The sequence below is a fragment of the Clostridioides sp. LIBA-6622 genome (assembly GCF_056716095.1).
Map to the genome: position 1 here is coordinate 1,261,248 of NZ_CP196998.1, position 25,601 is coordinate 1,286,848.

The 25,601-nt window shown below is 27.3% G+C and carries 28 protein-coding genes; 24 read left to right on the forward strand and 4 right to left on the reverse strand.

The features are described from left to right. Window positions 1–100: 100 nt before the first annotated feature. Both ACTG47_RS06085 and ACTG47_RS06090 read left to right on the forward strand, forming a co-directional pair. Window positions 101–319 carry a hypothetical protein gene (locus tag ACTG47_RS06085; protein ID WP_479926483.1) on the forward strand — a complete coding sequence of 73 codons (219 nt, stop codon included), beginning with the start codon at window positions 101–103 and terminating at the stop codon, window positions 317–319. A gap of 474 nt (window positions 320–793) precedes the next feature. After that, window positions 794–1,408, forward strand: coding sequence for a DUF1653 domain-containing protein (locus ACTG47_RS06090; protein ID WP_479926484.1), 615 nt, complete (start codon window positions 794–796; stop codon window positions 1,406–1,408). 134 nt (window positions 1,409–1,542) lie between these two features. Here the strand turns inward: ACTG47_RS06090 and ACTG47_RS06095 are convergent, their stop codons facing one another. Next, entirely contained in the window at window positions 1,543–2,355 is an 813-nt protein-coding gene (locus ACTG47_RS06095; RefSeq protein ID WP_479926485.1) for an alpha/beta fold hydrolase, read from the reverse strand. A 3-nt stretch (window positions 2,356–2,358) separates the two neighbouring features. Then, the gene (locus ACTG47_RS06100) at window positions 2,359–3,000 is read right to left on the reverse strand and encodes a TetR/AcrR family transcriptional regulator (protein ID WP_479926486.1); all 642 of its coding nucleotides are present in this window, start codon (window positions 2,998–3,000) and stop codon (window positions 2,359–2,361) included. Window positions 3,001–3,248: 248 nt separating this feature from the next. On the opposite strand from ACTG47_RS06100, the gene ACTG47_RS06105 reads away from it, so the two are divergent. Beyond that, window positions 3,249–3,758: a VanZ family protein gene (locus tag ACTG47_RS06105; RefSeq protein WP_479926487.1), complete on the forward strand. Its 510-nt coding sequence runs from the start codon at window positions 3,249–3,251 to the stop codon at window positions 3,756–3,758. Between the two features lie 263 nt (window positions 3,759–4,021). Here the strand turns inward: ACTG47_RS06105 and ACTG47_RS06110 are convergent, their stop codons facing one another. Together ACTG47_RS06110 and ACTG47_RS06115 are read right to left on the reverse strand one after the other, a co-directional pair. Further along, entirely contained in the window at window positions 4,022–4,174 is a 153-nt protein-coding gene (locus ACTG47_RS06110; RefSeq protein WP_169466101.1) for a DNA-directed RNA polymerase, read from the reverse strand. A 481-nt stretch (window positions 4,175–4,655) separates the two neighbouring features. Next, a complete protein-coding gene (locus tag ACTG47_RS06115; RefSeq protein ID WP_479926488.1) occupies window positions 4,656–5,063 on the reverse strand; it encodes a sigma-70 family RNA polymerase sigma factor in 408 nt (135 codons plus the stop codon). A 259-nt stretch (window positions 5,064–5,322) separates the two neighbouring features. Between ACTG47_RS06115 and ACTG47_RS06120 the strand changes: the two genes are divergently transcribed. The 21 genes from ACTG47_RS06120 (at window position 5,323) to brnQ (ACTG47_RS06220) (ending at window position 25,499) form a co-directional block, all read left to right on the forward strand. Further along, a complete protein-coding gene (locus ACTG47_RS06120; RefSeq protein WP_479927069.1) occupies window positions 5,323–5,481 on the forward strand; it encodes a hypothetical protein in 159 nt (52 codons plus the stop codon). Window positions 5,482–5,561: 80 nt separating this feature from the next. Then, window positions 5,562–5,924 carry a hypothetical protein gene (locus ACTG47_RS06125; protein ID WP_169465737.1) on the forward strand — a complete coding sequence of 121 codons (363 nt, stop codon included), beginning with the start codon at window positions 5,562–5,564 and terminating at the stop codon, window positions 5,922–5,924. Next, a complete protein-coding gene (locus ACTG47_RS06130) occupies window positions 5,908–6,591 on the forward strand; it encodes a hypothetical protein (RefSeq protein ID WP_479926489.1) in 684 nt (227 codons plus the stop codon). Before ACTG47_RS06125 ends, ACTG47_RS06130 begins: the two co-directional genes overlap by 17 nt. Before the next feature lie 19 nt (window positions 6,592–6,610). Beyond that, window positions 6,611–7,030: a hypothetical protein gene (locus tag ACTG47_RS06135; RefSeq protein WP_169465733.1), complete on the forward strand. Its 420-nt coding sequence runs from the start codon at window positions 6,611–6,613 to the stop codon at window positions 7,028–7,030. After that, window positions 7,020–7,550 carry a hypothetical protein gene (locus tag ACTG47_RS06140; RefSeq protein WP_479926490.1) on the forward strand — a complete coding sequence of 177 codons (531 nt, stop codon included), beginning with the start codon at window positions 7,020–7,022 and terminating at the stop codon, window positions 7,548–7,550. Before ACTG47_RS06135 ends, ACTG47_RS06140 begins: the two co-directional genes overlap by 11 nt. A 311-nt stretch (window positions 7,551–7,861) precedes the next feature. Continuing rightward, window positions 7,862–8,419, forward strand: coding sequence for an elongation factor P (efp, locus tag ACTG47_RS06145; protein ID WP_169465729.1), 558 nt, complete (start codon window positions 7,862–7,864; stop codon window positions 8,417–8,419). 91 nt (window positions 8,420–8,510) lie between these two features. Then, window positions 8,511–8,972 carry a CD1247 N-terminal domain-containing protein gene (locus tag ACTG47_RS06150; RefSeq protein ID WP_479926491.1) on the forward strand — a complete coding sequence of 154 codons (462 nt, stop codon included), beginning with the start codon at window positions 8,511–8,513 and terminating at the stop codon, window positions 8,970–8,972. A 163-nt stretch (window positions 8,973–9,135) separates the two neighbouring features. Beyond that, the gene (gene rnc, locus ACTG47_RS06155) at window positions 9,136–9,846 is read left to right on the forward strand and encodes a ribonuclease III (protein ID WP_021383953.1); all 711 of its coding nucleotides are present in this window, start codon (window positions 9,136–9,138) and stop codon (window positions 9,844–9,846) included. A 53-nt stretch (window positions 9,847–9,899) separates the two neighbouring features. Beyond that, window positions 9,900–10,970 carry an elongator complex protein 3 gene (locus ACTG47_RS06160; RefSeq protein ID WP_479926492.1) on the forward strand — a complete coding sequence of 357 codons (1,071 nt, stop codon included), beginning with the start codon at window positions 9,900–9,902 and terminating at the stop codon, window positions 10,968–10,970. Window positions 10,971–10,997: 27 nt separating this feature from the next. Next, window positions 10,998–14,552, forward strand: a complete 3,555-nt coding sequence (smc, locus tag ACTG47_RS06165; RefSeq protein WP_479926493.1) for a chromosome segregation protein SMC — start codon at window positions 10,998–11,000, stop codon at window positions 14,550–14,552. A gap of 26 nt (window positions 14,553–14,578) precedes the next feature. Next, window positions 14,579–15,877, forward strand: a complete 1,299-nt coding sequence (gene ftsY, locus ACTG47_RS06170) for a signal recognition particle-docking protein FtsY (RefSeq protein ID WP_479926494.1) — start codon at window positions 14,579–14,581, stop codon at window positions 15,875–15,877. Between the two features lie 102 nt (window positions 15,878–15,979). Next, complete coding sequence (gene ylxM, locus ACTG47_RS06175) at window positions 15,980–16,348, forward strand: YlxM family DNA-binding protein (RefSeq protein ID WP_003419333.1); 369 nt, start codon at window positions 15,980–15,982, stop codon at window positions 16,346–16,348. Beyond that, window positions 16,345–17,697: a signal recognition particle protein gene (gene ffh, locus ACTG47_RS06180; RefSeq protein WP_169465721.1), complete on the forward strand. Its 1,353-nt coding sequence runs from the start codon at window positions 16,345–16,347 to the stop codon at window positions 17,695–17,697. The genes ylxM and ffh overlap by 4 nt, the downstream gene beginning before the upstream one ends. Window positions 17,698–17,734: 37 nt before the next feature. Then, entirely contained in the window at window positions 17,735–18,007 is a 273-nt protein-coding gene (gene rpsP / locus ACTG47_RS06185; RefSeq protein WP_003419338.1) for a 30S ribosomal protein S16, read from the forward strand. Window positions 18,008–18,070: 63 nt separating this feature from the next. Next, window positions 18,071–18,298, forward strand: coding sequence for a KH domain-containing protein (locus ACTG47_RS06190; protein ID WP_169465719.1), 228 nt, complete (start codon window positions 18,071–18,073; stop codon window positions 18,296–18,298). 109 nt (window positions 18,299–18,407) lie between these two features. Continuing rightward, a complete protein-coding gene (gene rimM, locus ACTG47_RS06195) occupies window positions 18,408–18,923 on the forward strand; it encodes a ribosome maturation factor RimM (protein WP_479926495.1) in 516 nt (171 codons plus the stop codon). 8 nt (window positions 18,924–18,931) lie between these two features. Then, the gene (gene trmD, locus ACTG47_RS06200) at window positions 18,932–19,627 is read left to right on the forward strand and encodes a tRNA (guanosine(37)-N1)-methyltransferase TrmD (protein ID WP_169465716.1); all 696 of its coding nucleotides are present in this window, start codon (window positions 18,932–18,934) and stop codon (window positions 19,625–19,627) included. A 183-nt stretch (window positions 19,628–19,810) separates the two neighbouring features. Then, window positions 19,811–20,161: a 50S ribosomal protein L19 gene (gene rplS, locus ACTG47_RS06205; protein ID WP_021383988.1), complete on the forward strand. Its 351-nt coding sequence runs from the start codon at window positions 19,811–19,813 to the stop codon at window positions 20,159–20,161. A gap of 318 nt (window positions 20,162–20,479) precedes the next feature. Continuing rightward, window positions 20,480–21,376, forward strand: coding sequence for a ribosome biogenesis GTPase YlqF (ylqF, locus tag ACTG47_RS06210; RefSeq protein ID WP_479926496.1), 897 nt, complete (start codon window positions 20,480–20,482; stop codon window positions 21,374–21,376). A gap of 390 nt (window positions 21,377–21,766) precedes the next feature. Next, window positions 21,767–23,059, forward strand: coding sequence for a branched-chain amino acid transport system II carrier protein (brnQ, locus tag ACTG47_RS06215; RefSeq protein ID WP_479926497.1), 1,293 nt, complete (start codon window positions 21,767–21,769; stop codon window positions 23,057–23,059). Between the two features lie 1,147 nt (window positions 23,060–24,206). Then, window positions 24,207–25,499, forward strand: a complete 1,293-nt coding sequence (gene brnQ, locus ACTG47_RS06220; protein WP_479926498.1) for a branched-chain amino acid transport system II carrier protein — start codon at window positions 24,207–24,209, stop codon at window positions 25,497–25,499. Window positions 25,500–25,601: the final 102 nt, after the last annotated feature.

A 25,601-nucleotide genomic window follows, 5' to 3' on the forward strand; every position in this document is an offset into this window, starting at 1 on the left:
AGATATATAAATACATGTCAAATTAAAATTCTAAAAACAAGATATATATTGAGTATAAGACAAGTATATGAACTCATATTTTATAACAAGGGGTGATATTGTGAAAGTATTACAACAATTTAAACCATTTAAATATGATACAGAAAAAGATATAGAGTATGATGAAAAGATTATAGCTAATCAAAGTACAGAAGTCTACATAGTATATCCACGTATTTCTAATGAAGAGAATAAAAGAAGATGGGAAGAATTTGATGCTGTAGCTAAAGAAGTAGCCATTAATATATCAATGAAAAAAGCTGAGACAGCAGAATGTTAATAAAGGATAGAAGTTGCTACTATTTAGCACTTCTTTACTATAAAGTTGGACAAGTATTTTAAAACAACTAGGTAATTTATTTACTTAGTTGAGATAAGTTAAAATAAAGAAGTTTAAAAGAAATCTTTATTTTATAAAAAACCATTAAATTTCTAATTATAAAAGAATTTATGAGCCATAGTTAATACGAAGTTATGAAATATATAGAAGATTTAATAATAACAATAAAACTTGAAGAAAACTTGAAGTGTAAAAAGTTTGTGTAAGATGTATTATAGAAATTGAATCATGACAATTGTAATATGTAAAAATTTAAGTTGCATATTATTTACTATAGAAATTGAATATACATTTTAACTGTTATAAAAATTTTACTGATAATATATATTACATTTATACTAACAAATAAAATTATAATCAATAAGCCAATGTGTTGTTTAAATATGAAATGGGTGAATTAGGAGGATTTAAGTAGTGGCTAAAAATGAGTTATTATTAGAGTTACATAAAGTTTTATATAAAATGGAGAAACACTGCAATGATTTTATGAAAAAATCAAGAAAAGGAGATAATCTAAACTGTAGTGATTGTGAATTTTATATAAATAACTATGATTTAAATAATAATAGTTGTTTATATAAAGATATTAAAAATTTTAAAATATCTGATACTGTAGATATAATGCTTAAAGCTTTAGACATGAAAGTATCTAAGGAAAGAAAAGTGAAATATCCATATATATATAAGCATTTTAAAGGTGGATTTTATGTAACTATAGGAATTAGTAAGCCTGTTGCTTATTTTGAACTTAATAAATCATTGTTTGAATTTGATAGTTATTATTTGGTAGCAGAAAATGGATTTAATGCAGTACATACTGAAACTAATGATATTGTGATTATATATAAAGATTCAGATGGAAATTTCTATCATCAAAAAGAAATAGATTGTGAAGAACTAGTGATTTATAAGTCTTTATATAGTGGAACTGGAGCATTTGCAAGGCCAATAGATATTTTTCTGTCTAAAGTAGATAAAGAAAAGTATCTTAATACAGCACAAGAGTATAGATTTGAGGAATTTGAGTAGTTAACTATGATGTTTCTACTAAGGTCATATTGATACTATAAAAAATTGTAGAATATACTATCAACTTCAACAATAAAGTATGTTTTACAAAATGCCGTAAAGCCACATAAATACTAGGTCTATGTGGCTTTGTCTTACTTCATTAGAAAGTTTAAAACTCGATTATTAAAGTCTTTTGCCTCTTCATAGGTGGCGTGGCCAAGACCTTTGTATAGAAATAATTCACTATTCTTGATTCCTTCTGCTAATTCTAAAGATGACTTTGTCCCTACAATACTATCATTGTCGCCTCCAATAATTAAGGTTGGAGATGATATTTTATCCAATTTAGAATAGGAATTATGCTCAATACATGAAGTGGCTTGTATAAGAAATCTTCTAAAATCTTTTGGCTTGCCAATATTTACAAGAAGTGGATAGAAAAAACGATATTTTTTTAAATATTTTTCTGAGTATGATTTTTCTGCTATGTCAATCATTAGACTCTTATAATCACTTTGCTCTGCCATTTTCATCCAACCACCAACGACTTCTTGTATGGTTTCATTTTGTTTTGATGAGGTAACTACCAGCATAAGTTTATCAACTAAATCAGGATAATCAGCAGCGAGATATTGTGCTATCATTCCACCTTGAGATACCCCCATAATATCTGCCTTTGAAATCCCAAGAGTTTTCATGACTTTTGCTTGGTCTCTAGCCATATCTTTTGTAGAATAACCATCTTTCAAACAATTTTTTCTACTGAACATATACACCTTAAACTTTTGAGCAAATTGCTTATAACTTAATGCAAAAGCGATTGCTTGTATCTGCCCATGAATTGGGGAAAACCCATCCCCCAAACCTGGCAAGATAATCAGTGGTTTTTGTCCTTTTCCAAACTCAATATAATTCACTGTTTCTCTGTCGACTACTACTTGATGGAATCGAGAACCATAAAACATATTTTACACCTCTCTCTTTTCACTAATAAGTCCACACTTTAAGATTGTTATGTGGTCTGTAAGGCTATTAACATATTCCTGTTGTATGTTATCAATATTTGTATTGTCTTGTATTTGAATATGGGACAAAAAATCCTCATTAAACCCAGTTAAAAACCATTTTAAAATATCAATACTCTTTTCCTTATCGAATCTAAGCACTGATGTGTCTACATCATACAATAGCTTATAATAAATGCTTTGACCTTCCAGACCATACTGTGCTTTAACTTTTTGATAGATTTCAGTATTACTTTTGGTAAATGCAGTAGCAATCAATTTATATTCATTGGGGTGCTTAATATACCAAGCAAATTCCAATTCTGAATATTTAATGATTCTTTCGAACAACTTTTTTGGAAGAAAATTTATTTCCTTTGCTAAACTCACCATAAGCTCTTGTGTAACAGAATCAAGTATATAGAAGTACAATTCATCCTTATTTTTAAAGTATTTGAAAAGACTTCCCTTGCTAATACATGCATTTTGGACAATTCTATTTGTTGAACTATTTTCATATCCATATTTAGCAAATTCATCAATACTAACCCTAGTAATCTTGTTACGTTTTTCTTCACTTAGTTCAAGAAACATATTAGTAGGCATAATAACTCTCCTTTTAAAATGACCATGTGGTCACTAAATAGTTTGAAAAATGGTGACCATGTGGTCACTGTAATGATTATATCCTGTATATATTTTTATGTCAATATACTTTAAAGAAAAGCTATTAATGTGTAAATAGTATGAGTTATGTAATTTTATAAGGACTAAAGAAATAGTTGACATACAAATTGTATTACTATATTATTGTATTAAGAAATTAATACAATGGTATAGTAAGGAGGCAATGAATGAAAACTAGAAAATACAATATTACAAAAGGATTGTTTATAGTATATATAATCATTTTGACATGGATAATACTATTTAAGATGCAATTTGATATTTCATCACTTGAAGCAATGAATCTCAGAAATATAAACTTAGTGCCTTTTGCTGGTTCGCTTATAGTTAATAATAGAGTAGACATATCAGAGATTATATTAAATGTATTTGTATTTGTACCATTTGGGATATATTTATGTATGCTAAAAGAAGAGTGGAGTTTTATAAAAAAGGTTGTACCTATTTTTTTAACAAGTTTAATTTTTGAAACACTTCAATATATATTTGCAATAGGTGCAAGTGATATAACCGATTTGATAGGAAATACATTAGGAGGAATAATAGGAATAGCAGTTTTTGTGTTATTTTCAAAAATATTTAAGGACAAGACAATAAAAATAATCAATATACTAGCATTGATTGTGACAGTTGTTGTGATATTATTTTTAGGATTGCTTATCATTACAAACTTATAAAGCCAATTAAAGTGTATATTAATAATGAAGATGTGATTAATCAGGAGTAATAATAAACTTATAATAAACAGTAAAATACAATTGTATAAGAATTTAATTATAAATAAAATCACATTAAATGGCGTGGGTCCAGTTGAATATCGCACTCATGCCATTTAATGTGATTTTTTTAGTGTTTACTTGATAGGGACATATCTATATATAGGTGCTTTCATAAATTATTATGGAAGTATTGTATCTTAAAAGTTTTAAATATTTAATTCTTAATTTTCTTTTGTCTTTTCTAATAAATTTAAAGCACAATTAATACAAACCTTGATGTCTGCACTGGTATTTTTATCATAATAAGTTATATATTTATTTCTATATTCATCTATTTCTTTTCCACAACAACTACATAGTACGATTACGCTCATATTTTAATTCCTCCACCTCTGATTATTCTTAATATATTTAATAGTGTAATTTTTCTGAAAATGATAATTGTTAAAACTCTATCAACTTGACCTTTATTTTCTTATTATAATGCATTTTAATAAAAAAATAAAGGCTATATATAAAATATTTATAGAAAAAAGTATGATATGGAATATTTTATAAAATTTTATTATTTTTTATAATAATAAAATATACATTAATATCCATAAAATGACAAAAATAAAAAACTATTAAAATAGAATATTTCTAATTTAATATAAAATACTTGTTTGCTATATGTCTAACAATTTACTTAAGAGTATGATTTGGGTATTACATAGTGGGAGAGTAATATCTAAAAAAATTAACTGACTTAATTAGATTTTTAAAAGATTAAAAATATATGATTGTACTTGATAATATAATTGATATGTATTTTTGTTTGCTATAATTAAGAAAAATTTTTGATATGAACTTATTTTACACAGGAGAGGAATACATATAAAGAGTAGTATTTATTTCATTACCTTCTTTATCTGTTCCGATAGGATCTTGTAGAGACACTTGAGTTTTATTTTTTTTGTTAGAACGGATATTCATTAAAATCTCATTTTCAATACATCTAGAAGCATATGTCGCTAATCGAGTTCCTTTATCTATATTATAAGTTTCTATAGCTTTTATTAATCCTATTGTACCTATGGATATTAAGTCATCTTGGTCTTCCGTCGAATTATTATATTTTTTTGCTATATAAGCTACTAATCTCATGTTTCTTTCAATTAATGTATCCTTTGCACTTTTATCGTTTTCTATTTTAAATTTAGTTAAATACTCAATCTCTTCTTCAGGGGTTAAGGGTTTTTCAAAAGATTTAAGTGCTGCCAATAGGTCACCCCCTTTTCAACGGTCACTTTAAATTATATGAAGGAGACTTATCCAAGTTGACTGTTATCTAATAAAATAACATGCATACTTTTAGAATTTAAAACATATATTTACAAACTTTTGACCATATTATAACATAAAAAATTAGAACTTAAGTTTAAATTTTTGTTGTATATATATGAAATAAGACGAAGGAATTATTAATTTATTCAGTATAAATTGAAATTTAGATGTCAATAAATATAACAGAGAAAGGACTATAAACAATAAATTCCATAAAAAATATGGGTATAGGGGGTGCAGTATTACAATACTTCATAAGGTAAATGTAATTATTTATTTGGATGATGTTGATTACAAAGTGAGATTAGTAGGGGCAGTTAATACTATTAGGAATGAGGGTGGTGTACTAAAATAAAAAAACTTTATACAAGATATTCATAAAGAAATTTATAGTTGAATTTTTATATATAAAAAATTATTGAGAGGTTTTTATTATTGAAAACAAAAAAGAATGGTTTTATATCAATCGAATGTATAATAAGTATTGCTATATTATATGTGACTGTGTATTTAGTGTCGACATCTTTATATAGTTGTTATAGTTTTGTATGTAGAAATGCATCTGATAGAGAAATGTTAAGCACTGTAAAAAAATATATGGAAGATGAGAAGTACAGAATAAAAAATAGCAAATATGATTTGATTGAGAATGGAACAAATAAAAATTACATAAATGGATATGAAGTTATCAGTACAGTAAAACAAATTTTAGATTATTATCAATGTTATGAAATAAATATAGAAATAAAAAGTAATTTTAAAAAGTTGAGGTTTAATAGCTATGTTACTAGACAATAAAGGTTCTATATTAATAATGACATTGATAATATTTTCTATTATAAGTACTGTGTGTATTATGTCTATAGGTTTAATCTATACACATGATAATATATATGAGTTAGAATATAAGGACATTCAGTTAAAAGAAACTTCTTTAAGTGGAATAGAAATATCAATAAGTAATGTATTTTCTTGTGTAGAGGAAGCTATTAATATATCAAATAATGAAGACGAATTTAGAACATATTTCTTAGGAAATAATATGATTAATTGTATAAAAAAAATAAAAGATACATCTTATAGCAACTTAAATGAAGCTTCTTTAAAAATAGAGAATAATACTATATATGACAGAGGAGATTTTTTTGAATTAGATATAACAAGCGCAGTTAAAGAGAAAGATTTTTTAAAAGTTATAAAAGCTAGAGTAAAAATTAAAAATCCATGGGTAGGGATTGACATTGAAGATTATATAGATAAGTCTAATGCCAATATATTTAATGAATATAATCTACTTGAAGCAGATGAAATTTTAAATGAATTTGAAGATGAGATTGAAAATACAGATAATCAAGAATGTGAAGAACCTACAGAAGAAGAGATTAAGCAAGATATAATTGAAAACATAAAAAAGAACTTTAATGAAAAAAATTTAGTATATGTATATAAGTATAGAGGTGTATAACTTTGAAAAAAGAAGGAATGTGACTGTAATAGAATTAGTGGTATCCATTAGTATAATACTATTGATAGCTACATTATCGTTTCCAAAAGATAATCTTGAAAATCAAAAGATAAATTTATTTGCACGTCAACTCTGTTCAGATATAAGGTATGTTAGAAGAATTAATATGTTTAGTGATTACAATACATATATATATTATATAAATCAAGACAAACATGAAGGATATGTGTTAAGAAAAGATGGTAAAAATATTAAATCTATAGTACTACCTAAAAATGTAAAGATAGCAAGAAATATTGACTTAATAAAATTTAAATCTGATGGCTCACCTCAAAAAGCATCTACAATAGAGATATACAATAATAGCTTGAGAAAAACTATAACAATAACACCTGTAAGTGGAAGAGTACTTCTGAAAGAGGGAAAATATGAAACGTAAACATGGTTACTTACTTTTGGAAAGTATAGTATCATTAGCTTCAATTGTAATATTGATAATAGTTCTATATTCTGTATTTGTACTTACAATAAACTTAAAACTTAGAATAGATGATAAGCTAGAATTACAACAACAAAGCATTGAAATTGTAAAAACAATGGAAGGAATTATTAGTAATTCTATGGGAATAATAAATCTATCTAATAACGAAGAAAGTTTTAAAAGAACAACATCTATAAAATGTAGGTATGTGGATGAAAGTATAACTAATAATGAGGAATATATAAGTAACAAAGAAATTATATTAAATGAAAGAAGAAATAAGTTATTTGTGAATTCTTTAAATGGTGAAAGTAGTCAAGCAGGTGGTTATGAAATTGGAGATTATGTAGATGAAATGTATGTATCAATGTCTAATAATGGTCAATATGTTAATATAAAATTGAAATTATCAAAACGTAGTCAAAACTATGAAACTAAATTCAAAATAAAAATATGGAATTTTAGTGAAAGTATATAAAAACACATAAGCTTAAGAAAAAGAAATAACATCAATAAATCATACAAAGCATAATTATTGAGAACTATATAATTAAATAATATCAATATATAAAATGTATAGAGTAAGATTGTAGAGGAGAATAATAAAAATATAGAATAAGTAATTTGCCAAATACTTGTTTATATTGTATAACTTATGATATTATGATATTAGTAAAAATTTGTAATCCTGACTTGACAGAATTCAAGTAAGAGATATAATTTTAAAGGCATAGTAATGTAAAATTTACTAAAAAATAAGAAATTTATTTTAATATGGAGGAACAAGAAATGGTATCAGCAGGTGATTTTAGAAAAGGTGTTACATTTGAAAAAGATGGACAACCATGTTTAGTAGTTGATTTTCAACACGTTAAGCCAGGTAAAGGAGCTGCTTTCGTTAGAACTAAATACAGAAACTTAAAAACAGGAGCTATAAGAGAAGAAACTTTCAATCCAAGTGAAAAATTCCCTAAGGCTGTTATAGATACAAGACAAATGCAATATCTATACAATGATGGTGAGTTGTATTATTTTATGGATCAAGAAAATTTTGAACAAATACCATTAAACTATGAGCAAGTTGAAGATGCAATTAAATTCTTAAAAGAAAATGAAGTTGCTACAATAAGATTTTATCAAGGGCAACCATTTCAAGTGGAAGCTCCAAACTTTGCAGAGCTAGAAGTTACAGATACAGAGCCAGGTATAAAAGGTGATACAGCAAGTAACGTAACTAAAGCAGCTACAGTTGAAACTGGAGCAGTTGTTCAAGTTCCATTATTTATAAATACTGGAGATAAAGTAAAGATAGATACTAGAACAGGTGAATATTTATCAAGAGTATAAAAATTTATGTATATAAAAGCTTATATGTCTTAATAATATAAGATATATGAGCTTTTAGTTTATATATAAAAAAGAAAGCGAGGGGTGTTACATGAAACATTTATATGAAGAAGTTGCATACTTAAAAGGCCTAGCAGAAGGACTAGAAATAAGTGCTGAAAGCAAAGAAGGGAAAATGATACATAAAATAGTTGACGCATTAGAAGTATTTGCAGATGCTATTGTAACATTGGATGAAGAGCAAGAAGAACTTCAAGATTTTGTTGAATCTATAGATGAAGATTTAGCAGATTTAGAAGAAGAAATCGCTGACATGGAAGATGATCTTTATGAAGACGATGACGATGAAGATGATGACGATGAGGACTTCAGCTATATAGAAATGGAATGCCCAAATTGTGGAGAGTTAGTAGAAATAGACGAAGATTTGTTATATGATGATGAAGTAGATGTTGTTTGTCCTGATTGTAAGGCTGTAATATTATCATCAGAAGATGATTGTGATGATGATTGTACATGTGGTGGTTGTTCAAGTTGTGATGATAGAGAGTAAAAATTCATAAGAAATAAAACTGCCTATGATGCCTATGAGATAATTTTGTTTCATAGGTAGTTTTATTTTTATGAGGAAGGGTATTGTGTATTTTGGTTTTGCAATACTTGGACAAAAATAGTACACTAGAATTTATAGAATAGGATTTTGGAGGGATGTAGTTATGAAAATAAGTAAAAAATTACTAGATAATATACAAAGATTTGAAAATGTTATAAATTATAAATTTAAAAATAAAGAATATATACTAGAAGCTCTTACTCATAGTTCATATTCTAATGAAAATAAAAAATATAATTTTAACGAAAGATTAGAATTTTTAGGGGATTCAGTTTTAGGCATAGTGATAAGTGATTATTTATTCAATGAAGAAACTAATCTACCCGAAGGGGAACTAACTAAACTTAGAGCAAATATAGTTTGTGAAGATTCATTAAGTGAAGTGGCTAATGATATAAATTTAGGTGTTCATATGTTATTAGGCAGAGGAGAAGAGGCAACAGGAGGAAGACATAGAACTTCAATATTAGCAGATGCATTTGAAGCTGTAATAGCTGCGATATATCTTGATGGAGGCTTTGAAAGTGCAAGACAGTTTATACTGAATTATATGGAAAATATAATTTATGATTCAAGAAAAGGAAATATATTTAGAGATTATAAAACACATCTTCAAGAAGTGTTACAAGGTAATGGTGAAAATAATATATGGTACAGACTTATAGAAGAAAAAGGTCCAGACCATAATAAAAGGTTTGTAATGGAAGTTGGAATTAATGAAGATGTACTAGGTATAGGAGAAGGTAAGAGTAAAAAGGAAGCTGAACAATTAGCTGCTAAAGTAGCTTTAAAGAAAAAATTATGGGAAAAATAAATGTAATATGTAAAAATATAAAAAGAAATATTTATATTAGAAGGATGTTGTAGATGAAAAAGAGAATTATACCTATATTTGTTCCTCACAAAGGGTGTCCTCATGATTGTATATTTTGTAATCAAAAAAAAATAACAGGTGTGAGTACTGATGTTACAAGTGAAGATGCAAGAAAGATAATTGAAGAATGTTTAGAGACTATAGATAAAGATGCTGATGTAGAAATAGCATTTTTTGGTGGTAGCTTTACTGCTATAGATATTGATATACAAAAAAGTTTGTTATCAGTTGCCAAAGAATATGTAGAAAAAGGGATTGTAAAAGATATTAGAATGTCTACAAGACCAGACTGTATCAATGAAGAGATACTAAGGATGTTAAAAGACTATAAGGCTAGCATAATTGAACTAGGGGTACAATCTTTAGATGAAAAAGTATTATTAGATAGTATAAGAGGTCATCAAGCAGAAATTGTATATAAAAGTTCAAAAATGATAAAAAATAGTGGAATTAAACTTGGTTTGCAGATGATGATTGGTCTTCCAGCTGATACAAAAGAAAAATGTATATTTACGGCAAAAAAATTTGTAGAGCTAAAACCAGATTGTGTTAGAGTGTATCCAACTTTAGTAGTAAAAGATACAGGTCTTGAAAAATTGATGGAGCAAAACGAGTATAGTCCATTTACTCTTGATGAAAGTATAAGTATAGTAAAGAAAGTTCTTGTATTGTTTTATGTCAATAATATAAATGTAATAAGAGTTGGACTTCAAGCTACTGATGATATACAAATTGGGAAAGCTGTTTTAGCAGGACCATATCATCCTGCATTTAGAGAATTAGTAGAAGCTGATATGATAAAAGATTATTTGGAATTTATTATTTTACAAAATAAAGATGTAAAACAAATGTTGGTGAAATCAAATAAAAAAAATATTTCTAAAATAATAGGAAATAAAAAAACAAATGTTAAGTATATGAAAGAAAAATTTGGTGTGATTTTAAAAACACAAGAATCAGATTTAGATATAAATCAATTAGAAATTGTGTTAGATGGAAAAAGTTTAATTATTGCTAATATGATAGACATTCATAGAAAATTGTATGACATTTATGACCTTTAGTTTTAACGATGAAGGGAGAGAAACGATTTGTATTTAAAGAGACTAGAGTTAAAGGGATTTAAATCCTTTCCAGTAAAAACAGATATTATTTTTAAAGAAGGAATAACAGCTATAGTAGGGCCAAATGGAAGTGGAAAAAGTAATATATCTGATGCTGTAAGATGGGTATTAGGAGAACAGAGTATTAAGAGCCTTAGAGGCGATAAACTTGAAGATGTTATATTTGCAGGTACAGATACAAAGAAACCTATGAATTACTGTGAAGTAGCTCTTACCATTGATAATTCTGAGAATCAATTGGAGTTAGATTTTACAGAAGTAACTATAAGAAGAAGAGCTTATAGAAATGGTGAAAGTGAATTTTTTCTAAATAATAAGAATTGTAGATTAAAAGATATAAAAGAAGTCTTTTTGGATACTGGTATTGGAAAAGATGGTTATTCAATAATAGAACAAGGAAAAGTAGATGAGATATTAAGTAATAATCCTTTAAGTAGGAGGAAAGTTTTTGATGAAGCTTGTGGTATATCAAAGTATAGATATAAAAAGCAGGAAGCAGAAAGAAATTTAAGTAACACAAAAGAGAATTTGGAAAGAATAGATGATGTATATATAGAAATTGAAAATCAATTAAAACCTCTTTTTAATCAACAAACAAAAGCAAAAAAGTATTTGGAAATAAGTGAGAAGTTGAAAATATTAGAAGTGAATAGTTTTATAAGAGAAATTGAAGTAACAGAAAAAGAATTAAGTGAAGTTAATGAACATAGAAACGTTATTGAAAAAGAACTTAATGAAAAAGAAGAGCAAAAAAGTATTGTAGAGAAAAAGCAAGATGACATCAATAAAGAGATAGATGTATTACAAGATGTAATTGAAAAGTCTGTAGATTATATAAACTCAATCAAAGGAGTTATATCAAAAAAAGAATCGCAAATAAATTTAATTAAAGAAAGAATAAAAAATTTTACGAATGAAATTCATAGAAAGAACTCAGAAATAAATGACATAAAGGAAAAGCTAAATGAAAATAAGCAATACATAAAAGACTTAGAAAGTAATAAATCATCAGGTAATGAAGAACTATCTATTTTGCAAGAAAATATAAAAACATTGGAGTCTAGTAAAGATAAACAAAAAATCAAATTGGAATCTTTAAATAATGATATAGAGTTATTGAAAGAAAGTATAATAGACATATTAAATAAGAAGCAAGAGTTTAGTAATAAGTTGTCGACCTTAAATGCAAATAAAGAAAATATGAATATAAGAGATGAAAATATAAGTTCAGAAATAGCAGAATTAAATAAGAGTATTGAAATAAAGTCTTTTGAATTAGATAATATAAGTAAAGAATTTAATATGCAAAATGATGATTTAAAGGATGTAAATAATAGAAATAAGGAATTAGCAACTAATTTACAAAATTCAATTAGTAAATACAACGAGCTAGAAGATGAGATACAGAAAAGTAAATACAATCTAAATGGATATAATTCAAAATTAAATGTATATGTAGATATGGAAAATCATTATGAGGGATTTAATAGAGGTGTAAAAGAAGTCCTAAAAAATAAAAATTTAAAAGGAGTTCATGGAGCACTAGGTCAAATTATAAATGTACCTGAACAATATGAGAAATCTATAGAAGCAGCTTTGGGTGCTTATATGCAGAATATAATAACTGATGATGAATTTAGTGCTAAATCTGCAATAAATTATCTAAAGCAGAATAATTTAGGTAGAGTAACATTTCTTCCATTAAATATAATTAAATCAAACAAAATAAGTTTAGGTAATTTAAAAGCAAGTACTAAATTTATAGGAATAGCAAGTGATTTAATTACATTTGATGAAAAGTATAGAAATATAATTGAGAATATACTTGGAAGAACTATACTTATAAATAATATAGATGAAGGTATAAAATTTGCAAAAGAAACTGGTCATAGATTTAAAATAGTGACTTTAGATGGTGAAATATTAAATCCAGGAGGTTCTTTGACTGGAGGAAGTTTAAAAACTAATGGCAATATACTATCTAGAAAAAGATACATCAATGAATACACAGAAAAGATAAATAATATTAAGATTGAGATTTCAGACTTAGAATTAAAAAGAGAATCTCTAAACAAAGATATAAAAGATATAAAAAATGAAATTAATTCGCATGATAGCAAAATAAAAGATTTAGAAAAAAGTATAATAATAAAAAGTACAAGTATAAAAAATATTGAATCTGAAATTGAATCTTTAAAAGGTAGTATTACTAAATTAGAAAATGAGAAAAATGATTTAAACTCTAATTTAAATTACACACTTGAAAAAAGTGATATTGTTGAAAAAGATATGGAAGATTTAGATAATATATACAATCAAAATAAAGAAAAAATTGATAGGTTAAATGATGAAATAAAAAAATATAATGATTTATATGATAAGGAAAAGTCTCAGTTTGATGAATTAAACTTAACCTTAGTAAAGAAAACAGAAGTTTATAATAGTATAGCTAGAGATATAGAAAGAATTGTTGGTGAAAATTGTGAACTAGAAGAAAAAAATAAACAATTAGAAGAATCATTGAACTATGAAGAACAAGAAATAATTAAATTGCAAGATTCCATATCTATTGAAGAAAAAGAAAGAGAAAACCTGACAAAACAATTAGGAGATAGTAACAGAAATCTTGAAACTAGAAAAATAGCTAAAGATGATTTGAAAAATAGTTTTGATGAAATAAATAAAGAATTAAAAACTATAGATAGACAGCATATAGAGCTTAAAGAGAGTTTATTTAAAGTTGGTGGAAGATTAGAAAGGTTAAAGACTAGTCAAGACACATATGTAAATAAGTTATTTGAGCAATATGAGATGACTTTAGTACAAGCATTAGAAATCAAAGATGAAAATTTAGATATAGATAGAAAATTCCTAGAAAATCTAAAGAGAGAAATAAGAAGTCTTGGAAATATAAATATAGATTCTATAAAGGAATATGAAGAAATAAAAGAAAGATATGATTTTTATAGTGAACAAAAACAAGATTTAGAAGAATCTATGGAAGAGATAGAAAAGCTTATACATACATTAGAAGAAAATATGAAATCTGAATTTGAGATTAAATTTGAAGAAATAAGTAAAAACTTTAAGTATGTGTATAAGAGATTGTTTGGTGGAGGTTGTGGAGAATTAACTATTTTAGATAAAGAAAATTTATTAGAAAGTGATATACTAATAACAGCTCAACCACCAGGTAAAAAAATGAAAAATCTAAATCTATTGTCTGGTGGAGAAAAAGCTTTAACAGCAATAAGTATACTATTTGCTATATTAATTACAAAGCCAACACCATTTTGTATATTAGATGAGATTGAAGCACCACTTGATGATGCAAACATATTCAGATTTGGAGAGTTTTTGAAGGATTTGTCTAAAGAGACACAATTTATATCAGTAACACACAGAAGAGGGACTATGGAAGCTGCTGATTATATTTATGGAGTTACAATGCAAGAAAAAGCCATTTCAAAAGTTATTAGCTTAAAACTAAAAGAAGCTCAGGAAATAACAGATATTATATAACTTAGATTGACATAGGAGGAAAAGTAGTGTTAAAAAAATTATTTGGTTTTGGAAAAGACAAAGAAAAGGAACTGGAAAAAAAAGATGCTGATTCAGACGAAGAAATAGAAAGTAGTATTGATAATCTAGAAAATGTAGAAGAAACTATTTTTTCAGGTCTTGAAGAAGAAGTGATAGATAAAGTGGAAGATATTGAAGAAAAAACTGAGGAAGATACTACTAATGAAAATACTGAAAAAGATGAAGAATTAGAAAACCAGACAAAAAGTGGTGAACAAAAAGTAGAAAATATTTTAGATGTTAATTCTAAAGAAGATATAGATTCCAAAGAAGATATAATAGAAGAATTAGAAAACTATGATGGTGAAACTGAAACTGAATCTGAAGATATGGAAGATAAAGAAGAAAAAAAGGTTAACTTATTTGAAAGATTAAAGCAAGGATTAACAAAAGCAAAACAAGGAATAACTGATAGAATAGATGAGGTTTTAAAATCATATACAAAAGTAGATGAAGATTTACTTGAAGATTTAGAGGAAATTTTAATAACAGCAGATGTTGGTGTAAATACAACTATGGATATAATTGAAAAACTAAGAGGAAAAATAAAACAAAAAGGTATTACAGACCCTATGAAAGTAAGAGAAGAACTTAAATATATAGTTGAAGAGATTCTTACAAATGAAAACTCTACATTAGATATAGAACCAGCACCATGTATAATTTTAATGGTTGGTGTAAATGGGGTTGGTAAGACAACGACAATAGGCAAACTAGCAAATAGATACAAAAAAGATGGTAAAAAAGTTTTGCTAGCAGCAGCAGATACATTTAGAGCAGCAGCTACAGAGCAATTAGAAATTTGGGCAAATAGAACGAATGTAGATATAATAAAGCATCAAGAAGGAGCAGACCCTGGAGCAGTAGTGTTTGATGCTATAAAGGCAGCAAAAGCTAGAAAAACAGACGTATTAATATGCGATACAGCAGGAAGATTACACAATAAAGCAAATCTTATGAATGAGCTTGGAAAAGTGTTCAAAATAGTAGATAGAGAATTCCCAGAAGCAAAGCGTGAAGTACTTCTTGTAGTAGATGCCACAACAGGACAAAATGCAGTTGTTCAAGCAAAGACATTTAAAGAAGTTGCAGACATAACAGGTATAGTGCTTACAAAACTTGATGGGACTGCGAAAGGTGGAGTAGTACTTGCAGTAAAATCAGAAGTAGATGTACCTGTGAAACTTATTGGAGTTGGAGAAAGAGTGGAAGACCTACAAGATTTTGATGCAAAATCATTTTCAGATGCATTATTTGGTAACTAGTATTCTTTTAAAAATAATGGTTGACAAGAGTGTTTATATGATATAAAATACAATAGTGTAAAGTAGATAACCTTTACAGTATACTGCTAGGAAGTGTAAGATATGAATATAGAAAAAATGGTCGAAATTGGATTGTTATTTGAACAATATAAAGAATTATTAACTGACAAGCAGAAAGAAATAGTAGCTCTATACTATGAAGAAGATTATTCTTTAGGTGAAATTAGTGAAAACCTGAATGTATCAAGACAAGGTGTGTATGATACCTTGAAGCGTTCAGAAAAAATACTAAGAGATTATGAAGAAAAGTTACACTTAGTATCTAAGATTCAAGAGCAGGAAAAAAATATTAAAATTATAAAAGATAAAATTATTGACATTAAAGAAGATTTATTGCACAATAGAGATTGTGCTAATTTAATCCCTAAGCTAGAAAATATAGAAGATGTATGTAGGGAGATGATAAAATGATATTTGAAGGATTGTCTGATAAACTACAAGGGGCATTTAGTAAGTTAAAATCAAAAGGAAAACTTACAGAAGAAGATGTAAAAAATGCTATGAGAGAAGTTAAACTTGCGCTTCTTGAAGCGGATGTTAATTTTAAAGTAGTTAAAGATTTTATAAAAAAAGTTCAAGAAAGATGTGTTGGACAAGAAGTTATGCAAAGCTTAACTCCAGCTCAACATGTAATCAAAATTGTAAATGAAGAACTTACAAGTTTAATGGGGGATGTACAAAGCAAAGTAATGATTTCCTCAAAACCTCCTACGATCTTAATGATGGTTGGATTGCAAGGAGCAGGTAAAACTACTACAGCAGGAAAACTTGGAGGATATTTTAAAAAGCAAGGTAAGAAACCTTTATTAGTAGCTTGTGATATTTATAGACCAGCAGCTATAAAGCAACTTCAAGTTGTTGGAGAAAAATTGGATATACCTGTATTTAATATGGGAGATAAAGAAAATCCAGTAAATATTGCAAAGGCAGGTTTGAGCCATGCAATTAAAAATGCTAATGATTTAGTTATTATAGATACAGCTGGTAGACTTCATATAGATGAAGTGCTTATGGATGAATTAAAATCAATTAAGTCAGAAGTTAAACCACATGAAATACTTTTGGTTGTAGATTCTATGACAGGTCAAGATGCTGTAAATGTGGCAGAAAGCTTCAATGAGGCTCTTGGTGTTGATGGAGTAGTCTTAACTAAATTGGATGGAGATACTAGAGGTGGTGCTGCACTTTCAATAAGAGCAGTTACACAAAAACCTATAAAGTTTATGGGTATGGGAGAAAAACTAGATGATATAGAGCCTTTCCACCCAGATAGAATGGCATCAAGAATACTAGGTATGGGAGATGTCTTAAGTTTAATAGAAAAAGCACAAGAAAACATAGATTTAGAGAAAGCTAAAGAATTAGAACAAAAAATAAAAAAACAAGAGCTTGATTTTGAGGATTTCTTACAACAAATGGAACAAATACAAAATATGGGACCTCTTGACAAGATAATTGGTATGATACCTGGTATGGGAAATGTAAAAGACCAACTTGGAGATGTAGATTTGAATGGCAAGGAAATGAATAGAACTAAAGCCATAATTCAATCAATGACTACATATGAGAGAAGAAATCCGGGTGTATTAAATGCTTCTAGAAAGAAAAGAATAGCTAGAGGTAGTGGAACTAGTGTACAAGATGTAAATAGACTTATAAAACAACTTAATGAAATGAAAAAAATGATGAAGATGTTTGCTGGTTCGCAGAAAAGTATGAAGAAAAGGGGCGGCTTAGGCGGTTTACCTTTTTTTAAATAAAATATAAAAAAGTAAAAATTATTCGGAGGTGACTGTAATGGCAGTTAAAATAAGATTAAAAAGAATGGGAGCTAATAAAAAACCTTTCTACAGAATAGTAGTAGCTGATTCAAGAGCTCCAAGAGATGGAAAATTTATAGAAGAAATAGGATACTATAATCCAATTTCTGAACCTAAACAAGTAAGAATAAATGATGAAAAAGCTATAAAATGGTTAGCTACTGGTGCTCAACCAACAGAAGTAGTTAAAAAATTACTTGTAAAAAATGGAGTAATAGAAAAATTCGAAGCTTCTAAACAAGCAAAATAATTTTTCTTAGCAATTAGTTTAAGTAAATACTCATTGCTGAGGTTACTTTAGGAGATGAAATATATGAAAGAGCTAGTTGTAGATATAGCTAAGGCTCTAGTTGATAATCCTGATTCAGTTGTTGTTGAGGAATTTGAAGATAATGACGGTATAGTCTTAAAACTTACAGTTGCTCAAGACGATATGGGTAAGGTTATTGGGAAGCAGGGAAGAATAGCTAAAGCTATAAGAACTGTCGTAAGATCTGTTGCAAATAGAGAAAACATAAAAGTTTCTCTTGAGATAGTGTAAATAGGAGGATTAGGTATAATACCTAGTCCTTTTTATATAATTATATGTAGTTTTAAGAATTTATGATGATATGAGTATATAAGATTAAATTTTTTAAGAAGGTGATAACATGAAAGAAAAAGTAACTCATTTTAAGATAGGTCAAATAGTAAATACACAAGGTCTAAAAGGTGAGGTAAGAGTTTATCCACTTACTGATGATATAGACAGATTTGATGAATTGAAAGATTTTTATCTAGGAAAAGATTTAAACAATAAGTGGATTGTTGAAAAAGTAAGATATAAAGGTTCTATGGTTATAATGAAGATAAAAGATATAGATAGTATAGAAAAAGCAGAAAAGTTAAAAAATAAATTTATGTATGTGTCTAGGGAAGACAGTAGAGAACTTGAAGAAGGCGAATTTTTTATAGCAGATATGATTGGTATGGAAGTTCTAACTGTAGATGGAAAATATGTAGGAGTGTTAGAAGATGTACTTCAATACTCTGCAAATGATGTTTATGTAATAAAAGGTGAAGAGAATAAAGAATTTATGATACCAGCTATAAAAAAATTTGTACCTACAATAGACATTGATGATAGAAAAATGATTATAGACCCTATTAAGGGAATGATAGATTAGGTGGTAATATGAGATTTCATATAATGACACTTTTTCCAGAAATATTTAATTCATATATGAATGAGAGTATAATGAAAAGAGCTGTTGAAAAAGGTATAATTGAAGTTCATATATATAATATAAGAGACTTTTCTGATAATAAACATAAAAAAGTAGACGATTATCCATTTGGAGGAGGAGCTGGTATGGTAATGACTCCTCAACCTATATATGACACGTATAAGCATATAATAACAACTCATAATATAAATAATCCAAGAGTAATTTATTTAACTCCAAAAGGAAAGGTATACAAGCAATCCATAGCAAAGCAAATGTCTGTTAAAGAAGATGTAATATTGCTATGTGGTCATTATGAAGGGATAGATGAAAGAATCATCGATTTAATTGTAACCGATGAAATTTCAATTGGAGATTATGTACTAACTGGAGGAGAACTTCCAGCACTTATAATGATAGATTCTATATCAAGACTAATACCAGGGGTATTAAATCAAGATGAATCTTTTGAAGAAGAATCATTTAAAGATAATTTATTGGAGTATCCTCATTATACTAGACCTAGAGATTTTGAAGGATTAAAAGTACCAGAAGTGCTTTTATCAGGTAATCATAAAAAGATAGATGATTGGAGAAAAGAAGAATCTATAAGAATCACTAAAGAAAGACGATTAGACTTATATAGAAAATCCAAAGAAAAATAAAATATAAGAAGTAATCAATATACATGTATACAATAAAGTTCCTATAAATGGAATTAAAAACATAAAAGTGCTTGTAATAACTATTGAAGTATAGTATAATATAAAATGTTGAAAATACGGGCGTTCCTCTGTTTACACTGGTCGGGTAGTTAAGAACGTCTATGATATTTAGGAGGAAGAAAGATGAATGAAATGCTAAGAGCAATTGAGCAAGAACAATTGAAAAATGAAGTTCCTAATTTTGGACCTGGGGACACAGTTAAAGTACACGTTAGAATTATAGAAGGAAAAAGAGAAAGAATACAAGTATTCGAAGGTGTAGTATTAAAGAGACAAGGTGGAGGAGCAAGAGAAACTTTCACAGTTAGAAAAATGTCTTTCAATGTTGGTGTAGAAAGAACTTTCCCAGTTCACTCTCCAAAAATAGAAAAAATAGAAGTTACTAGAAAAGGTAAAGTAAGAAGAGCTAAACTAAACTACTTAAGAGGTAGAGTAGGTAAAGCTGCTAAGATAAAAGAAGCTAGAAATAGATAATTAAAAACTTTACTTATAAATGGGGGGCTGATTTATCAGTCCTCTTTCTATTTTAATGAAAATTACAACAAATAATTATATCATAAATAAATAGAACTATTTGTTGAAATATACATTATTTATTTATGAATTTATAACTTTTAAAATGAAAAATAAAATCGATAAATATTGAATTATATTTTGAAATAATATTAAAATAAGAAGAGCATATTATGTAAAGTATGATGTTAAAAGCATGACAATACTGTGATTTAAATAAATTTATTTTTTAATTATAATTAAGATATAATAATATAATATTTTAAAGGAGTGATATATATGTCAAATGAATATGAAGAGTATCTTATGGATGACAATCTACATATAAACTGGTATCCAGGTCATATGAAAAAAACTAAGGAGTTAGTAAAAAACAACTTAAAACTGATTGATGTAGTTATTGAACTGTTAGATGCTAGAATACCATTTAGTAGTAAAAATCCAGATATAGATAAGCTTGTAGGAGATAAACCAAGAGTAGTTGTACTTAATAAAAGTGATATGGCAGACAGAGACAAATTAAATCAATGGGTAGAGTATTATAAAAAAATTAATATCAAAGCTATACCAGTTGATACAATAAAAGGAATTGGTATAAATAAGATAATAGAAGAATGTAAAAATGTAACTAGAGAAAAAATGGACAATTTAAAAGATAAAGGTAGAAAAGAGAGAGCTATACGAATAATGATAGTTGGAGTTCCAAATGTCGGAAAATCATCTCTTATAAACAAATTAACAGGTAGAAAAAGTACTCAAACAGGAGACAAGCCAGGGGTAACTAAAGGTAAGCAATGGGTTAGGCTAAAAGGGAATCTTGAACTTTTAGATACACCTGGAATACTTTGGCCTAAGTTTGAAGACCAAGAAGTTGCTCTAAACTTAGCTTTTAGTAGAGCTATAAAGGACGAGATTTTGGATACTGAGACTTTAGCCTTAAGACTTATAGAAAAACTTATGAAGATAGCACCTGAGAATCTGAAAGCTAGATATAAATTGGACTCTCTAGGAGAAACTCCAATTGAAACTATGGATATGATTGGTCATAAAAGGGGATTTATAACAGGGAAAAAAGAGCTTGATTATGCACGTATATCTACAACTGTTTTAAATGAGTTTAGAGACGGAAAAATAGGGAATATAACATTAGAAATACCAGAGAATGTTAAAAGATAGATTTTAAAGCCAGATTAAAAAATTTAATATTATAAAATAAAAAAAGCCTTTTCCTAAAGGTTTTTTTTATTTTTTTGAAATATAGACAAATATTGTCATGTGAAAGTATAAATTAGATTAGAAAACCTTTAAAAATATTAATTTAAGACAAATATACCTAATTTTTTGAAAATTAAAATGAGTGTGATTATTTGAAATTTTGGTATATTGACTTGATTGTTTCGTATAATATATAATAAGCACAAATAAATACAATATATTAAAAATTTAATTTATTTAATTTTATTAATTTAATAATAAGTTCTTATTGTTTTAATTAATTTATTTATGCAAACGTAAACAATTGAGGCATTTTATTAATTTAATAAGGTTAAAAAGGGGGATTTTATAATGGGTAAGACCAAGGATATGATAGTATTTGGATTTGCATTATTCGCAATGTTCTTTGGAGCAGGTAACTTAATATTTCCACCATACTTGGGAATAATTACAGGTCCAGAGTGGTTAATTGCCTTCTTAGGATTTACATTTGCCGATGCTGGTTTGGCACTTCTAGCAGTAATGGCTACAGCTAAATTTGATGGAAACGTAATTGAGATGTTTAAAAGATGTGGTATGAAATTAGGTATTCTTATAGGTTGTGCAGATATTTTATGTATAGGACCATTCCTAGCTATACCAAGAACAGGTGCAACAACTTATGAAATGGGTATGATGCCTCTATTTGGGACTTCGATTCCAGTGTTATTATTCTGTATAGTTTATTTCGCGATATCATATGTATTAACAGTAAGACCTTCTAAGGTCGTAGATATAGTTGGACAATTTTTAACTCCAGCTCTTCTAATAGCTTTAGCATTTATAATTATAAAAGGTGTTGTATCTCCACTTGGAGAAGTAATCGATAAACCTATGATACCTAATGTATTTGCAGAAGGTATAGGTCAAGGATATCAGACAATGGATGCCTTTGCAGCAATAGCACTTGCATCAGTGTTGATAGTATCTTTAAATGAAAAAGGATATACTTCTATTAGTGAGAAATTAAAGATGATTGGTAAAGCAGGCGTACTTGCTTGTGGAGGCTTAGCTTTAGTTTATGGAGGTTTATGTTTCCTTGGGGCAACTGTATCAACAATGTATGGAACAGATGCAGTACAATCACAAGTAATAGTAAATATAACACAAGGATTACTTGGAAATATTGGGAAAGCGATTTTAGCAGTAGTAGTATCATTAGCATGTTTAACAACATCTATAGGTCTTACATCTGCTACAGGACAATATTTCTCTAGACTTACAAAAGGAAAATTAAGTTATGAGAAAATAGTTTTAGCTGTATCTGTATTCAGTGCAGTAGTAGCATCTTTTGGTGTTGGAACTATAATAAAGATAGCATCACCTGTATTAAGTATAGTTTATCCACCATCAATTGTTTTAATAGTTCTAGCATTCTTTAATGAAAAAATTAAGAATGACAATTTATACAAAGGAGCAGTATATATGTCATTGTTTATAAGTATATTAACAGTTATATCTACTTATGGAGTAAATGTTCCAATAGTAAATTCTTTACCACTTGCTTCATTAGGATTTAACTGGGTAGTTCCAGTTATAATAGCTGGAATAATTGGTAATTTTATACCATCAAAGAGTCAATCTAATACACTTGGAACAAATTAAACTTTATTTAATTAAATTATAAGCCTGTAAGTAAAGGAGTTATCTATAATAAATGAAATTATTTATATAGATAACTCCTTTTATTTTTTGTTTCTATATTAATTGTTTGCTTTTGACATGTTAGAAATATAAGAAAATATTGGAAAAAATATATAGTTTATTTTTTAACAATATTGACTGTTAAAAAAAGAACTTGGGAGTAATTTTATAAGTTTAGTTATAAGTATTAGCTGATTTTTACAAAGATATTATATAAATAAAATTATGACAATAATAAAATAATAAAATAAAATTTAAGGCTTTTGCATATATAAATTAATTGAGTAAAGGAGTGAATTGTTTTTATATAGGCATATATTAAGAATTTTTAGTTAATTATGAAATATAAGTGTGTCTACGTGGATACAAGCAACTGCAAAGTTTAAGTAAGTTGGGAGTTAGAAAATAATTACAATGAAGAAAAGTAAGTTGATAAATCATAATAAGGAATTTTCAGAAAAAACGATTTCAGAGATAAAAAAGAAGCTGAAAATTTATATATGTAGAATAATAATTTAATAAAATTAGAAATCGATTTAGCAAAATAAATACAAAATACTACAAGAATTAACGAAAATAGGAGTTGTGATAAAAGGAAAACGATTTTCTGAATATCATAATTTTGAAAATTTAAAAAATTAAAAATCATATTGACGTCTTTTTTTTAGAATTATATAATAAACACAAAATATTTAAAATTTAAATTGAATTATTTAAATTGAATTAAAAAAATTATATGTAATATAGAAGGAGGGATGTACAATATCACACAAAACAAGTTGAATTGAGAATAGTTCAAAAGATAGTAAAATTAAGAATATTCAAAAAAGTTAGAATTTTTAATTTTGTCAAGAAAATTTAGAGAAAAAATAAAAAACCAGTCATGTTTAAAGTATACAGGTTGATTTTATTTAATTAAGAAAGTTGTATTAAATATTGCGAAGATTTTATAAATTATGAAACATAATTGACAAGTTTAAGTCAAAAATGTATAATTAAATAAAATCTCGTCAAAAGGTTTTCATTTAAGAAGAGATTGGACTTATTTTTTAGTAAAATGTAGTAAAAAGGCAGTAAGGTAGTAAAATTCAAAATGGGGGTGCTTTAAATGGGTGAGAAACAAATCAAGTTTAAAGATGTAATTGTAATTGGATTTGCACTATTTGCAATGTTTTTTGGTGCTGGGAACTTAATATTCCCTCCATATCTAGGAGTTTTATCCGGAAGTAGTTGGCTAGTAGCTTTCATAGGATTCCTTTTCGCAGATGGTGGTTTGGCATTATTAGCAGTTATAGCAGCAACTAAGTTTAATGGAGACACAACAAAGATGTTCTCAAGAGCAGGTAAAGGATTAAGTGTTGCATTAGGATGTGCAATGGTAATCTGCATAGGACCACTTTTGGCAATACCTAGAACAGCAGCGACAACTTATGAAATGGGTATAATACCTACGATAGGTTCAGGAATAAGCCCAGTAATATTTTCTATAGTATTCTTTGCTATAGTATTACTTTTAACAATAAGACCATCAAAAGTTGTAGATATAGTTGGGTCAATATTAACTCCAGCTTTACTTATAGCTTTAGCAGTATTAATCGTTAAAGGTATCATATCTCCATTAGGAGAAATAAGAGACAGTTCTTTAATACAAAATGTATTTTCAGAAGGTATAACTCAAGGTTATCAAACAATGGATGCATTAGCAGCTAGTGTATTTGCATCAATTATAATCATGTCAGTAATAGCTAAAGGATATACTGGTGAAAAAGAAAAGATGAAAGCGACAATAAGCGCAGGTGTAATTGCAGTAGTAGGTATGGCACTAGTTTATGGTGGTTTATGTTATCTTGGAGCAACTGTATCTCAAGCATATGGACAAGATGTTCAACAAACAGCTTTAATAGTTGCAATAACAGCGGCTTTACTTGGAACTACAGGTAAAATTTTATTAGCTATTATAGTTGCATTAGCATGTTTAACAACAGCTATAGGACTTTCTTCAGCAGCTGGTCAATATTTCTCAACACTTACAGATGGAAAATTAAAATATGAGCATATAGTTATAGTAGTTTGTGTATTTAGTGCAATCATATCAAACTTTGGAGTAAGTACAATAATAAAATTCTCTTCTCCTATATTAAGTATGGTATATCCAGCAACTATAACTCTAGTTATACTAGCATTATTTAGTAACAAAATTAAAAATGACAACGTATTCAAATGTGCTGCCTACATGGCATTATTAGTAAGTGTATTAACAGTTGTAACAAGCTTTGGAATAAATATTCCTCTAGTTAATAGCTTACCATTTGCTTCATTAGGATTTAACTGGATAGTTCCAGTTGTAATAGCAGGAATAATAGGAAACTTTATTCCATCTAAAAGCAGTAAAACTGCATAGTAATAAAGAATAATTGATAATTATGGAATTGCCTTTAAATTATAGAGGCAATTCCTTTTTATATTTGTTAGTATTATTAAATTATTATAGATTTAAAATATG